The organism is Kineococcus xinjiangensis, assembly GCF_002934625.1.
Classification (GTDB): Bacteria; Actinomycetota; Actinomycetes; order Actinomycetales; family Kineococcaceae; genus Kineococcus_A; species Kineococcus_A xinjiangensis.
On sequence record NZ_PTJD01000006.1, the window covers coordinates 97,400 to 110,898 of the forward strand.

Sequence of the window (13,499 nt, forward strand, 5' to 3'; positions counted from 1 at the left end):
TACAGTGGCGCGCGTGCCGCTGCCCCGTCCCGCCCGCCGCGGGACGCGCGCACCGCTGCCCGCGGCCCTCTGCGGCGCCGCCGTCCTCAGCCAGGTCGCCTACCCCCTGCTGCGCGGCCGGGCGCTGCACCGGGCGACGACCGCCTCCGTCGCCCTCTTCGCCGGGGCCGCCCTCACCGACCTCGCCTGCCGGACGGCTCCGCGCGCGGCGGCGGCGGCGCTCCTGGCGGCGGGCGGCACCGGGCTGGCCGCCGAGGTCGTGGGCACCCGCACCGGCCGGCCCTTCGGCCCCTACCGCTACGCCGGCACCCTCGGGCCCCAGGTCGCCGACGTCCCCGTGGTGGTGCCGCTGGCCTGGACGATGCTCGCCGTGCCGAGCGTCCACCTCGGCCGGATCCTCGCGCAGGCCGTGCCCGGCCCGCGGCTGCGCCGGGCCGCCACCGCGGGGGCCGCGGCGTGGACGCTGGCGAGCTGGGACCTCTTCCTGGACCCGCAGATGACCGCCGCGGGGCACTGGCGCTTCGACAACCCCACCCCCGCCCTGCCCGGTGTGCCCGGCATCCCGCTGAGCAACTACGCGGGCTGGCTGCTGGTGTCGCTGCTCATGACGGCCGCGCTGGACCGGGTCCTCCCCCCGGACCGGGCGGACGCCTCCCCCGCCGTGCCCGCCACCCTGCTCGGCTGGACCTGGCTCGGCTCCGCGCTCGGCAACGCGGTCTTCTTCCGCCGCCCGGTCGTCGCCGCCTACGGCGGTGCCGCCATGGGGCTGACGGTGGCGCCCTACCTGTGGCGCTTGCGCCGGCGGCGGGGGTGAGGTCCGCGCACCGGCTGCGCGCGCTCTGCCGCGGCTGGACCCGCGCCGGCGCGCTGCTGTCCGCGGCGCTGACCGTGCACAGCGCCCGCAACGCCCGCCTGCTGCGCACCCCGGCCGACGCGCCACCGGAGTGCGCCGAAGCCGTCAGCGTGCTGCTGCCCGTGCGGGACGAGGCGGCGCGCGTCACCCCGTGCCTGCGGGCGCTGCTGGCGCAGACGGGCGTGCCGCGGATGGAGGTGCTCGTCTGCGACGACGGCTCCACGGACGGCACCGCCGCGGTCGTGCTCGCCGTCGCGGCCGGCGACCCCCGGGTCCGGCTGCTCCGCGGCGCACCGCCGCCGCCCGGGTGGCTGGGCAAGCCGCACGCCTGCGCGCAGCTCGCCGCGGCGGCCGGCGGCGACGTCCTCGCCTTCGTCGACGCGGACGTCGTGTGCGCCCCGCACGCCCTCGCCGCGGCCGTCCACCTCCTGCGCGGCGGTGACGGCGGCCGGCCCCTGGACCTCGTCAGCCCCTACCCCCGCCAGGTCGCCGCGACCGCCGCAGAGCGCCTCGTGCAGCCGCTGCTGCAGTGGTCGTGGCTGACGACCCTGCCGCTGCGGACGGCGGAGACCTCGCGGCGCCCGTCGCTGTCGGCGGCCAACGGGCAGCTGCTGCTCGTCGACGCCGCCGCCTACCGCCGCGCCGGGGGGCACGCCGCGGTCGCCGGGGAGGTGCTCGACGACATCGCCCTGGTGCGGGCGGTGAAGGCGGCGGGCGGGCGCGGCGGCATGGCCGACGGCACCGACCTGGCCACCTGCCGGATGTACACCGGCTGGGCGGAGCTGCGCCACGGTTACGGCAAGTCGCTGTGGTCGGCGTTCGGGTCCCCCGCCGGCTCGGCCGCCGCGGCCGCCCTCCTCGCCACCGCCTACGTCGTGCCGCCGCTGGCTGCCCTGGCCGGCTCGCGGGCCGGGGCGCTGGGGTACGCGGCGGCCGTGGCGGGGCGGGCCCTGACGGCGCGGCGCACCGGTGCCCGGGTGCTGCCCGACGTCCTGGCCCACCCGGTCTCGGTCGCGCTGCTGCTGGGCCTGCTGGCCGACTCCTGGGTGGGGCGCGCCCGCGGCACGCTGTCGTGGCGGGGCCGCGCGCTCGGCTGAGGGGCGGGGCCGCGCGCTCGGCTGAGGGGCGGGGCCGCGCGCTCGATTGAGGGGCGGTGCCGCGCGCTCGACTGCGGGCGCCCGCGTAGGGTTCCCGCCCGTGGCGCGGGTGGTGGTGGTCGGGGCGGGGCTGGGTGGCCTGTCGGCCGCGGCGCGGCTGGCGGCGCTGGGTCACGACGTGACCGTCTGCGAGCAGGCCGACGACGTGGGCGGCAAGCTCGGCCGGTTCGGCCGGGACGGCTTCGCCTTCGACACCGGTCCGTCCCTGCTGACGCTGCCCGCGATCCAGCGCGACCTGTTCCTCAAGACCGGCGCCCCCCTGGAGTCAGTGCTGGACCTGGTGCCGCTGGAGACGCTGTGCTCCTACCGCTTCGGCGACGGCACCCGCCTCGACGTCCCCGGCGCGACGCTGCCGCGGGTCGCCGCCGCCATGGACGAGGCACTCGGGCCCGGTGCCGGGGCGCAGTGGTCGGCGCTGCTGCAGCGGGCCGGGCGGATCTGGGACGTCAGCCGCGAGCCGTTCCTGGAGAACCCCCTCGACGGCCCCCGCACGCTGCTGCGGCTGGCCCGCGACCTCGACGCCGTGCGGACGGTGGCGCCCTGGCGCAGCCTGCGCTCCCTCGGGCGGCAGCACCTGCACGACCCCCGGTTGCGCACGCTGCTGGACCGCTACGCCACCTACTCCGGCTCCGACCCGCGCCGGGCCCCCGCAGCGCTGGCGACCGTGCCGTTCGTGGAGCAGTCCTTCGGCGGCTGGTACGTGCGCGGTGGCCTGCACCGGCTCGGCACGGCGATCGCCGAGCGGGCGCTGGAGCGCGGGGCCCGGCTGCGCACCGGCGCGGACGTCGCGGAGGTCCTCACCAGCGGCGGTCGGGTCGCCGGGGTGCGCCTGGGCGACGGGGAGCGCCTGCCCGCTGACGTCGTGGTCTCCGCCGTGGACGCCACCCACCTCTACCGCGACCTGCTGCCCCGCCCGCGGCTGCGGCCCTCCCCGCGGCGGCGCTCCAGCTCCGGCCTGGTGCTGCTGCTCGCGCTGCGTGGCCGCACGCCCGGCCTGCGGCACCACACGGTGCTGTTCCCCGCCGACTACGACGCGGAGTTCGACGACCTCGCCGCGGGGCGCCCCGTTGCCGACCCCACCGTCTACGTCTCCGCTCCCGACGACCCCGCGCTGCGCCCGCACGACGACTGCGAGGCGTGGTTCGTCCTCGTCAACGCGCCCGCCCACGACCCCGGGCGCGGCACCGACTGGACCGCGCCCGGCGTCGCCGCCGCGCAGGCCGACCGGGTCCTCGACGTGATGGCCGCCCGGGGCCTCGACGTGCGGGACCGCCTGCTGTGGCGGGAGGTCCGCACCCCCGCCGACCTGGAGCGCGACACCCGCAGCGACGGCGGTGCGATCTACGGCAGCTCCAGCGACGGGGCGCGCGCGGCGTTCCTGCGTCCCGCCAACCGCTCCCCCGTGCCGGGGCTGTTCCTCGTCGGCGGCTCCGCGCACCCCGGCGGCGGCCTGCCGCTGGTGGGGCTGTCCGCCCGCATCGTGACGGAGCTCGTCGGGCGCGCGTGACCCGGTCGCCCGGCGGCGTGATCCCGTCGGCGTCGACGGATGGGGCGTTGCGGTGCCGCATCCGTCGACGCCGACGGGATCACGAGCCGGCGCCGCGCAGCCCCCGCCGCAGCGCCACGAGCACCTGCCCCAGCGCCACCACCCCCAGCAGCGCCCACGCCCCCGCGGCCGCCAGCAGCAGCGGCTCGCGCAGGTCCGGCCGCGCCAGCACCGCCGCCGGCGCCGCAGCGGCCAGCGCCAGGCGCACCGGGCGCTCGCAGACGCTGACCACCCCCACCTCGCGCACCCCCTCCGCCTGCGCGCGGGCACGGGCGTACTCCTGCACCTGGGAGCTGCCCGCCCCCACCAGCAGCAGCAGCGCGGGAGCGCCGAGGACCCACAGCAGCACCGCGCACGCGGCGTCCCCCAGCCGGTCGCAGACGGCGTCGAGGACCGCACCGGCCCGGCTGGTCCGCTCCGACAGCACCGCCACCGCCCCGTCGAGGGAGTCCAGCACCCCCGCCAGCACCACCAGCGCCGCCGCGCCCGCCAGCCACCCGCCGCCCGCGGCGCCCGCGGCCACCGCCGACACCGCCGCCGCCAGGCCCAGCAGCGTCAGCACCGCCGGCGCCACCCCCGCCCCCGCCAGCGGCGAGGCCAGCGCGTGCACGCCGCCGAGCCACCAGCGCACGAGGCCCGTGGCCGCGGCGCCCCCGTGCAGCTGCGACCACCTCCGCAGGAACGTGTCGCGCCTCACGCCCGCAGGTTAGGGGGCAGCGCTCGCCGGGCCTGCGGGCCGCACCTACAGTGCGGGCGTGGCTCCCACCTCCACCGCCTCCCCCGCCTCAGCGGCGGTCCGCCTGCCGAGCCGCGTGCAGGCGGCGCTCGACGACTTCCTCGCGGCGCAGGCGCAGGTGCTGGCCGAGGTGGCGCCCGAGTGCGCCGACCTCCTCGACGGCATCCGTGACCTGCTGCGCGGCGGCAAGCGGCTGCGCCCGGCGTTCTGCTACTGGGGCTACCGCGGCGCCGGCGGTGCCGACGGCGACGGGATCGTCGACGTCGGGGCGGCCCTGGAGCTGTTCCAGGCGGCCGCCCTCATCCACGACGACCTGATGGACGACTCCGACACCCGGCGGGGGCTGCCCTCGTCGCACCGCCGCTTCGCCGCGCTGCACAGCGGCTCCGGCTGGTCCGGCGGCGCCGAGCGCTTCGGCCTCGCGGGCGCCGTGCTCAGCGGCGACCTGTGCCTCGGCTGGAGCGACGAGCTGTTCTCCACCGCACGCCTGCCCGCCGAGGCGATCGCGCGGGCCCGGTCGGTGTTCTCGCTGATGCGCACCCAGCTCATGGGCGGGCAGTACCTCGACGTGCTGGAGCAGGCCTCGGCCGCCGGGGCGGACCCCGCCGGTGCGGTCGAGCGGGCCCGGCGCGTCGTGCGGTTCAAGAGCGCGAAGTACAGCATGGAGCACCCCCTCCTCCTCGGCGGGCGGCTCGCCGGCGCCGGCGAGGAGCTGCTGGCGTCGTACTCGACGATCGGCCTGGCGCTCGGCGAGGCCTTCCAGCTCCGCGACGACGTCCTCGGCACGTTCGGCGACCCCGGGGTCACGGGCAAGCCCGCCGGCGACGACCTGCGCGAGGGCAAGCGCACCGTCCTGGTGGCCCTGGCGCTGCAGGAGGCCACGCCGTCGCAGGCGGCCGTGGTGGACGAGCTCCTCGGGGACCCCGACCTCGACCGTGACGGCGTGGAGCGGCTGCGGGGCGTCCTGGTGGACACGGGTGCCGCCGCCGACGTCGAGCGGCGCATCGAGGCGCTGGTGCAGGAGGCGTGCGACGCGCTGGAGGCCGCCGACGTCGACGACACCACCCGCACCGCCCTGCACGAGCTGCTGGTCGCGGCCACGGCGCGGCAGTCGTGAGCCGGCTCTCGCGCGCTGCGGACTGGCTGCCCGGGCGGGTGCGCACCGTCTCCGGCCCCACCGAGCACGTCGTCGTGGTCGGGGCGGGGCTCGCGGGGCTGTCGACGGCGATGCGCCTGGCCGGGGCGGGCCGGCGCGTCACGGTGCTGGAGCGGGAGGACGTCCCCGGCGGGCGCGCCGGCCTGGTCACCAGCACCACCCCGGAGGGCGAGTACCGCTTCGACACCGGCCCCACCGTGCTCACCATGCCGGACCTCATCGCCGACTGCTTCGACGCGCTCGGCGAGGAGATGACCGACTTCCTCGACCTCGACCCGGTCGACCCCCTCTACCGCGGCCACTACGCCGACGGCTCGTCCCTGGACGTCTCCGCCGACGTCGGCGTCACCGCCGCCAACATCGCCGCGCTGTGCGGGCAGGGCGAGGCCGAGGGCTACCTGCGCTTCGTCGACCACGTCTCCGACCTGTACCGCTACGAGCTGCGCGACTTCATCGACCGCAACATCGACACCCCGCTGGACCTGCTGACCCCGAACCTGCTGCGGCTGGTCAAGGCGCGGGGCTTCTCGAAGCTCGCGCCGGAGGTGGCGCGGTTCCTCAAGGACGACCGCACCCAGAAGATGTTCTCCTTCCAGGCGATGTACGCGGGGCTGTCCCCCTACGACGCCCTGGCCCTCTACGCGGTCATCGCCTACATGGACTCCGTCGCCGGGGTGTTCTTCCCCCGCGGGGGCATGCACGCGCTGCCGCGGGCGATGGCGGAGGCCGCGGCCAAGCACGGGGTGGAGTTCTCCTACGGCACCGAGGTGGTGCGCGTGGAGCACTCCGGCGGGCGCGCCAGCGCGGTGCACACCGCCGACGGGCGGCGCATCCCGGCCGACGTGGTGGTGCTGAACGCGGACCTGCCCGTGGCGCACCGGGAGCTGCTCGGGCGCGACTCCTGGAACCTGCGCCGGCTGGACTACTCCCCCTCCTGCTACCTGCTGCTGGCCGGTTCCAGCGCCGACTACCCCGACCCCGTGCACCACTCCATCCACTTCGGGCAGTCGTGGCGGGGCGTCTTCGACGAGCTGCTGTCGGGCAGGCTCATGAGCGACCCGTCGCTGCTGGTCAGCCGGCCCACGGCGTCGGACCCGTCGCTGGCGCCGCCCGGGCGGCACATCTACTACGTGCTGTTCCCCACCCCGCACACGGGCGCCCCGATCGACTGGCAGCGCATCGCCCCGCGCTACCGGGAGCACGTGCTGACGACGCTGGCCGAGCGCGGCTACCCCGGCTTCGGCGACGCGATCGAGGTGGAGCACGTCACCACCCCGCTGGACTGGGAGCGCCGCGGGATGGCAATGGGCGCCCCGTTCGCCGCGTCGCACTCCTTCCGGCAGACGGGTCCGTTCCGGCCCGGCAACCTGTGGGGGGAGAACGTCGTCCTCACCGGCTCGGGGACCCAGCCGGGCGTCGGGGTGCCGATGGTGCTGGTGTCGGGGCGCCTGGCCGCCGAGCGCGTCACCGGCCGCGACCGCGCCTACCGCTCGCGGGCGTGGCGCTGAGGAAGGGCCCGGCGCTGAGGGAGGGCGGGGCGCCCCGCCCCGGCCGCCACGGCAGGATGTCGCCCGTGAGGGCAGTGCTGAACCACGCCGCGGACCTCGACGCCGCCGCCGCGACCGACCCGCAACTGCGCGACCCCCGGCTGCGGGCCGCGTTCGAGCAGTGCCGCCGGCTGCACGCCGAGCACGGCCGCACCTACTACCTGGCGACGCTGCTGCTGCCCGCGGCGAAGCGGCCCTACGTGTGGGCGCTGTACGGCTTCGCCCGCTACGCCGACGAGTTCGTCGACTCGCTGGAGCACCCGGACCCGCAGGCGCTGCTCGACTGGGGCGGGCAGTTCCTGCGCGGCCTGGACAGCGGCGACCCCCCGGACCCGGTGGGCCGCGCCATGGCCGCCACCATGCGCCGCTGGCGGATCCCCCGCGTGCACGTGGAGGCGTTCCTCGCGTCCATGCGGATGGACATCACGACCACCGGCTACGCGACGTACGCGGACCTGCGGGAGTACATGTACGGCTCCGCGTCGGTGATCGGCCTGCAGATGCTGCCGCTGCTGGAGCCGCTGACCCCCGAGGCCGCGGAACCCGCCGGGCTGCTGGGCGAGGCGTTCCAGATGTCGAACTTCATCCGCGACGTCGGCGAGGACCTGCACCGCGGGCGGGTCTACCTGCCGCAGGAGGACCTCGACGCCCACGGCGTGACCCGCGAGGACCTGCTCGCCGCGCAGCGCGAGGGCACCGTGCCGGGCCCGGTGCGCGACCTGCTCGCCTTCGAGGTCGCCCGCACCCGGGAGCTGTACCGGCGCGCGGAGCCCGGCATCGCGATGCTGCACCCCACGAGCCGGGACTGCGTGCGCACCGCATTCGACCTGTACGGCGGGATCCTCGGCGCCGTGGAGCGGTCCGGGTACTGCGTGCTGGACCGCCGCGTGTCGGTGGGGCCGGCGCGCCGCGTCGCCGTGGCCGGGCCCGCGCTGGTGCGCGCGGTGCGGGCGCGGCGGGAGCAGGCGCGCTGGGTGAGCGCCCCGGCGTGACGCCCCGGCCGCAGCGGTCAGAGCAGCAGCGCCTGCGCGCGGCGGCGGATCTCCGTCTTGTGCCCGGCGCGGAGCGCGTCGACGGGGCTGCCCGGGATGGTCTCGTCCGGCGTGAACAGCCAGCGCAGCGTCTCCACGTCGGAGAGGCCGGAGTCGGCGAGGACGGTGAGCGTGCCGCGCAGGGCCGGCAGCGGCCCCGTCTCGGTGATGAAGGCCGCCGGCACGTGCACGACGCGGCGCTCCCCGAGGCGGACGGCGAGGAGCTGCCGCTCCTGGAGCATCTGCCGGACGGCCCGGGCGTCGGAGCCCATCTGCTCCCCGGCGTCGGGGACGGTGAGCCACTCGCCCACCAGGTCGAGGATCTCGTCGCCCTGCTCTGAGGCGATCTCTGCGCGCTGCGGTGCCACCACCCCTCAAGCCTGCCACGACCGGAGCCGCCGGTCGCACCTGCCGTCCCCCCGCCATGCGCGCACCCGGGGACGGACGGCGGCGAGCGGGCGGTCGCGGCGCGGGGAACGGCCGGGGAACGCTCACATCGGCACCGGCGCGCCGCGCGGCGCTACCGCGTGGCGTCCGCGGGCATCGGGTAGGTTCGCCGGGCCGCGGGAGCACGCACCAGCACCACCGTGCCCAGCAGCACCACCCGTGCCCACCACCCGTGCCGAGCCCGACGAGCACCACCGGTCCAGCAGCCTCGACCCGTCAGCGGAGGACACCAGCGCCATGCCCCTCGAGCCCACCACCGAGCCGCAGACGCCGCCGCAGACCGGGAAGCGGCGGCCTCCCGCCGGACAGGAGCCCGAGCAGCAGCGCTCCGGCGCTCGCGAGGCCCGCGCCCGCAGCCCCTGGCTGCTCGCCGCGCTCGTCGGTGCGGCCGCGCCGGGCGTGATGCCCGCACCCGCCTCCGCCGCCGTGCCCGCGGTGGCCCCCGCGACCGCTCCGCCCGCCTCGGCGCTGCCGACGGTCACCCTCCCCGGCCTCGCCCTGCCCACCGCCGCCGTGCCCGCAGCCGCGCCGGCGGGCGCCCGGCACACCGTCGTCGCCGGCGAGACGCTCTCCCACATCGCCGCGCGCACCGGCACCACCGTCAAGGCCCTGCGCGAGGCCAACGGCCTCGACGCCCGCGGCTTCATCCGCGAGGGCCAGGTCCTCACCGTCCCGGCCGCCGCGGCGGCCGCCCCTGCCGCGCCGGCCACCTACCCGGTCAGCGCCGGGGAGACGCTCTCCCACATCGCCGTGCGCACCGGCACCACCGTCGAGGCCCTGCGGGAGGCCAACGGCCTCGACGCCCGCGGCTTCATCCGCGAGGGCCAGGTCCTCACCCTGCCGGCCGGAGCCGGCGCACCCGCCGCGCCGGCCCCCTCCGCGGCCACTCACACCGTGCGCGCCGGGGAGACCCTGTCGGGGATCGCCGGGCGCACCGGCAGCACCGTCAAGGCCCTGCGCGAGGCCAACGGCCTCGACGCCCGCGGCTTCATCCGCGAGGGCCAGGTCCTCACCATCCCCGAGGGCGCAGCGCGCCGCGCAGGCGCCAAGCCCGCCGCGGTGGCCCCCGTGCGCGCGGGCTCCGTGGCGGAGGCCGCGGCCGCCAACCGCGCCCACCTCGCCCGCCAGCAGGTCCCCAGCCGCAAGGCGATGCGGGAGATCGTGCGGCGGGAGGCGCTGCGGCAGGGGCTGGACCCCGCCCTGGCGCTCGCCATCGCGCACCAGGAGTCCGGCTTCAACATGCGCGCCGTCTCCTACGCCAACGCCATCGGCGCCATGCAGGTCATCCCGACCTCGGGCGAGTGGGCCTCCCAGCTCGTCGGTCGCCACCTCGACCTCTTCGACGCCGAGGACAACGCCACCGCCGGGGTCGCGATCCTGCGCCACCTGACGCGCAACAACCCCGACGACATCGCCATCGCGTCCTACTACCAGGGCAACGCCTCCGTGCGCGCCCGGGGCATGTACGACGACACCCGCCGCTACGTGGCGAACGTGCAGACGCTGCGGGCCCGCTTCAGCTGATCCCCGCCGCCGTGATCCTCCGCCGTGCCGGGCTCTGCGCGACGCCCGGCACGGCGCTGCACGGCAGCGGCCCGCGGGCTGCCTAGACTCCACCGGATGGACGCCACCCTGTCCGACCCGCTCGTCGGCCGACGCATCGACTCCCGCTACCAGGTCCTGTCGCGCATCGGCCGCGGCGGCATGGGCGTGGTCTACCGCGCCGAGGACGACCGCCTCGAGCGCGAGGTGGCGCTGAAGGTGCTGCGCAGCGACCTCGCCCACGACGCGGAGGCGCGCCAGCGCTTCGTGCGCGAGGCCAAGGCCGCGGCCCGCCTGGCCCACCCCAACGTGGTCAGCGTCCTCGACCAGGGCACCGACGGGGAGATCGCCTACCTCGTGATGGAGCTCGTGCCGGGGCGCACCCTGCGCGACGCCGTCGCAGAGAAGGGCAGCCTGACGCCCGGCGAGGCCCTCACGGTCCTGGAGGCCGTCCTCGACGCGCTGGCCGAGGCGCACGCCAAGGGCATCGTGCACCGCGACGTGAAGCCGGCCAACGTCCTCGTCGGCGAGCACGGGCGCATCAAGGTCGCGGACTTCGGCCTGGCGCGCTCCGCCGCCGCCGCCACGACCGCCATGACCGGCGCCACGGAGCTCATCGGCACCGCGGAGTACCTGGCCCCGGAGCGGGTGGCCCGGGGCATCGCCGACGCCCGCAGCGACGTCTACGCCGTCGGGGTTCTCCTCTTCGAGATGCTCACGGGCCGCCCGCCCTTCACCGGCGACGTGCCCGTCAACCTCGCCTACCGCCACGTCTACGACGACGTGCCCGCGCCCTCGTCGCTGGTCCCCGGTCTGCCGGTGGAGCTGGACGGGCTGGTCGCCCGGGCCACCGCCAAGGACCCCGACGACCGCCCCGCCGACGCCGGCCGCTTCCTGGAGGAGGTCCGGGCGGTGCACCACCGCATGGACCCCTCGGGGCTGTCGCAGCGCTCGGAGCCGCTGACGGAGGCCATCCCGGTCGTCGCCGGCTCCACGATGCGCATCCCGCTGGTCCCCGACGACGGCACCGGGGCGGCACCCGTCGCTCCGGCGCCCGTGCGCCCGGCCGACCCGACGGAGATCGGCTACGGCCCCGGCGGGCGCACCCGCCGCGGCGGCATGATCGCCATGGTGGCGCTCGTGCTGACGCTCGCGCTGGCCGGGTCGGTGGTGTGGTTCTTCGGCGCCGGCCCCGGCGCCTACACCGACACCCCCACCGGCCTGGTGGGGCGCACCGAGCCGGAGGCGCGCCAGATCCTGACGGCGGCCGGACTGCAGGCGGAGGTCGAGCAGGAGTTCCACGACACCGCCGCACCGGACACCGTCATCAGCACCGACCCCGGCGAGGGTCGCCGCGTCCGCAAGGAGGGCACCGTCACCCTGGTGCTGTCCAAGGGCCCCGAGCTGTTCGCGGTGCCGGCGGTCGTCGAGGAGACGCAGGAGGACGCGGATCGGATGCTGCAGGAGGCGGACCTCGCCGTCGGGGAGGTCCGCCGGGAGTTCTCCGAGGACGTCGAGGAGGGCCGGGTGATCTCCAGCAGCCTGGAGCCCGGCACGCAGCACCGCCGCGGCACGCCCGTCGACCTCGTCGTCAGCGACGGCCCCCGGCCCATCGAGGTCCCTGCCCTCGTCGGCACCCCGTACGAGGAGGCCGCCGCCACCCTCGAGGAGGCCGGCCTCACGCCCGAGCGCGCCGGCGAGGAGCACAGCGAGACCGTCCCGAAGGGCGCCGTGCTCGGCCAGGAGCCGAACGGCGGCACCCTCTTCCGCGGCGACCCGGTGCGCCTGACCGTCTCCCTCGGCCCGCCGCTGGTGAAGGTCCCCGAGGTGCAGGGCATGCAGCTGCGGGAGGCAGAGGCGCTGCTGAAGGGCCTCGGGTTCCAGGTGAAGGTCGAGCGGGCCTACGGCGGCATCTTCGGCACCGTCCGCCAGGCCACCCCGTCGGCGGGCACCAGCATCCCCAAGGGCTCCGTGGTGAACTTGCTCGTGGTGTGACCCCGCCGGAGCGACCCCGCCGGACGCGGGGGGCTCCGCACGCGAGAGGGCCCCGGCCGCACGAAGCGGCCGGGGCCCTCTCGCGTCCGCCGTGGCCGGCGTCCGCGGCGGCTCAGCGCTGGGAGAGCATCTCCGCGGCGAGGAAGGCCAGCTCCAGCGACTGCTGGTGGTTCAGCCGCGGGTCGCACAACGACTCGTAGCGGTGCGCCAGGCCGGCGTCGTCGATGTCCATGGCCCCGCCGAGGCACTCGGTGACGTCGTCGCCGGTGAGCTCGATGTGCAGTCCGCCCGGCACCGTGCCCAGCGCCGCGTGGACCTCGAAGAAGCCGCGGACCTCGTCGACGATGTCGTCGAAGCGGCGGGTCTTGTACCCGCTCGCCGACGTCATGCCGTTGCCGTGCATCGGGTCGCAGACCCAGGTGACGGCCGCCCCGGACTCGGTGACCTTGCGCACCAGGTCCGGCAGCACGTCGCGGATCGCCCCGGCGCCCATGCGCGTGATGAAGCTGAGGCGGCCGGGCTCGTTGTCCGGGTTGAGGCGCTCGACGATCTCCAGGGCGTCGTCCGGGGAGGTCTTCGGGCCGAGCTTCACCCCGAGGGGGTTGCGGATGCGGGCCGCGAAGTCCAGGTGCGCGCCGTCGGTCTGGCGGCTGCGCTCGCCGATCCAGACGAAGTGCCCCGAGACGTCGTAGGGCGTCTGGGTGCGGGAGTCGATGCGGGTGAGGGGACGCTCGTAGTCCAGCAGCAGCGCCTCGTGGCTGGCCCAGAACTGCACCCTGCGCAGCGCCTCGAAGTCCGTGCCGCAGGCGGCCATGAACCGCATCGCCTTGTCGATGTCGCGGGCCAGCGCCTCGTAGCGGGCGTTGGCGGCGTTGGCGGCGAAGCCCCGGTTCCACTCGTGCACCTGGCGCAGGTCCGCGAAGCCACCGGTGGTGAACGCGCGGATCAGGTTCAGCGTGGCGCTGGAGGTGTGGTAGGCCCGCAGCAGCCGCCTGGGGTCGGGGATGCGCGCCTCGGGCGTGAACGCGTAGTCGTTGACGGCGTCCCCGCGGTAGGCGGGCAGGGTCACCCCGTCGCGGGTCTCGGTGCCGCTGCTGCGGGGCTTGGCGAACTGCCCCGCCATCCGGCCCATCTTCACGACCGGCAGCCCCGCCCCGTACGTGAGGACGGCCGCCATCTGCAGCATCGTCTTCAGGCGGCGGCGGATCCCGTCGGCGGTGGCCGCCGCGAAGGTCTCCGCGCAGTCACCGCCCTGCAGCAGGAACGCCTCGCCCCGCCCCGCCGCCGCGAGCTGGGTGCGCAGTTCGTCGCACTCACCCGCGAAGACGAGCGGAGGATAGGAGGCGAGCTCGGCCCGGACCTCGTCGAGGGCGACCGGATCGGGCCACTCGGGCTGCTGGGCGGCCGGCAGGTCCGGCCACTGGATCGGCGCCGGCGGGGCGGCGGTTCCTAGCGTGCTCACGGGGCAAGTCTGACACCCGCGCCGCGA

At 76.8% G+C, this 13,499-nt stretch carries 11 protein-coding genes; 8 read left to right on the top strand and 3 right to left on the bottom strand.

Annotated elements, in window-relative coordinates:
* Window positions 1-13 precede the first annotated feature (13 nt).
* The 3 genes from CLV92_RS09885 (at window position 14) to CLV92_RS09895 (ending at window position 3,517) form a co-directional block, all read left to right on the top strand.
* On the top strand, window positions 14-814 hold the full coding sequence (locus tag CLV92_RS09885) for a carotenoid biosynthesis protein (protein WP_104432803.1): 801 nt from the start codon (window positions 14-16) through the stop codon (window positions 812-814).
* Window positions 811-1,950 (top strand): glycosyltransferase family 2 protein, encoded by a 1,140-nt coding sequence (locus tag CLV92_RS09890; protein ID WP_245886661.1) that lies wholly within the window; start codon window positions 811-813, stop codon window positions 1,948-1,950. Before CLV92_RS09885 ends, CLV92_RS09890 begins: the two co-directional genes overlap by 4 nt.
* 100 nt (window positions 1,951-2,050) lie before the next feature.
* On the top strand, window positions 2,051-3,517 hold the full coding sequence (locus CLV92_RS09895) for a phytoene desaturase family protein (protein ID WP_104432655.1): 1,467 nt from the start codon (window positions 2,051-2,053) through the stop codon (window positions 3,515-3,517).
* Between the two features lie 79 nt (window positions 3,518-3,596).
* Here CLV92_RS09895 and CLV92_RS09900 read toward each other — a convergent pair whose 3' ends face one another.
* On the bottom strand, window positions 3,597-4,253 hold the full coding sequence (locus tag CLV92_RS09900) for a CDP-alcohol phosphatidyltransferase family protein (protein ID WP_104432656.1): 657 nt from the start codon (window positions 4,251-4,253) through the stop codon (window positions 3,597-3,599).
* Window positions 4,254-4,311: 58 nt separating this feature from the next.
* Between CLV92_RS09900 and CLV92_RS09905 the strand changes: the two genes are divergently transcribed.
* Genes CLV92_RS09905 through CLV92_RS09915 form a run of 3 tightly spaced genes read left to right on the top strand, consistent with a single transcriptional unit; the run spans window position 4,312 to window position 7,987 of the window.
* On the top strand, window positions 4,312-5,409 hold the full coding sequence (locus tag CLV92_RS09905) for a polyprenyl synthetase family protein (RefSeq protein ID WP_245886663.1): 1,098 nt from the start codon (window positions 4,312-4,314) through the stop codon (window positions 5,407-5,409).
* Window positions 5,406-6,956, top strand: a complete 1,551-nt coding sequence (gene crtI, locus CLV92_RS09910) for a phytoene desaturase family protein (RefSeq protein ID WP_245886664.1) — start codon at window positions 5,406-5,408, stop codon at window positions 6,954-6,956. Before CLV92_RS09905 ends, crtI begins: the two co-directional genes overlap by 4 nt.
* A gap of 56 nt (window positions 6,957-7,012) precedes the next feature.
* The gene (locus CLV92_RS09915; protein ID WP_104432657.1) at window positions 7,013-7,987 is read left to right on the top strand and encodes a squalene/phytoene synthase family protein; all 975 of its coding nucleotides are present in this window, start codon (window positions 7,013-7,015) and stop codon (window positions 7,985-7,987) included.
* Window positions 7,988-8,004: 17 nt separating this feature from the next.
* On the opposite strand, the gene CLV92_RS09920 is transcribed toward CLV92_RS09915, so the two are convergent.
* Window positions 8,005-8,397: an Rv2175c family DNA-binding protein gene (locus tag CLV92_RS09920; protein ID WP_104432658.1), complete on the bottom strand. Its 393-nt coding sequence runs from the start codon at window positions 8,395-8,397 to the stop codon at window positions 8,005-8,007.
* Between the two features lie 235 nt (window positions 8,398-8,632).
* Here CLV92_RS09920 and CLV92_RS09925 point away from each other — a divergent pair, with 235 nt between their 5' ends.
* Window positions 8,633-9,997: a lytic transglycosylase gene (locus CLV92_RS09925; protein ID WP_211291021.1), complete on the top strand. Its 1,365-nt coding sequence runs from the start codon at window positions 8,633-8,635 to the stop codon at window positions 9,995-9,997.
* A gap of 96 nt (window positions 9,998-10,093) precedes the next feature.
* Window positions 10,094-12,010 carry a Stk1 family PASTA domain-containing Ser/Thr kinase gene (pknB, locus tag CLV92_RS09930; RefSeq protein WP_104432659.1) on the top strand — a complete coding sequence of 639 codons (1,917 nt, stop codon included), beginning with the start codon at window positions 10,094-10,096 and terminating at the stop codon, window positions 12,008-12,010.
* Window positions 12,011-12,122: 112 nt separating this feature from the next.
* Here pknB and CLV92_RS09935 read toward each other — a convergent pair whose 3' ends face one another.
* Window positions 12,123-13,472 carry a class II 3-deoxy-7-phosphoheptulonate synthase gene (locus CLV92_RS09935; RefSeq protein WP_104432660.1) on the bottom strand — a complete coding sequence of 450 codons (1,350 nt, stop codon included), beginning with the start codon at window positions 13,470-13,472 and terminating at the stop codon, window positions 12,123-12,125.
* Window positions 13,473-13,499: the final 27 nt, after the last annotated feature.

What these genes read in the sequence shown, in the direction of transcription:
- CLV92_RS09915 (WP_104432657.1), top strand. Translation starts at nt 7,013, where the DNA reads ATGTCGCCCGTGAGGGCAGTGCTGAACCACGCCGCGGACCTCGACGCC.
- pknB (WP_104432659.1), top strand. Translation starts at nt 10,094, where the DNA reads ATGGACGCCACCCTGTCCGACCCGCTCGTCGGCCGACGCATCGACTCC.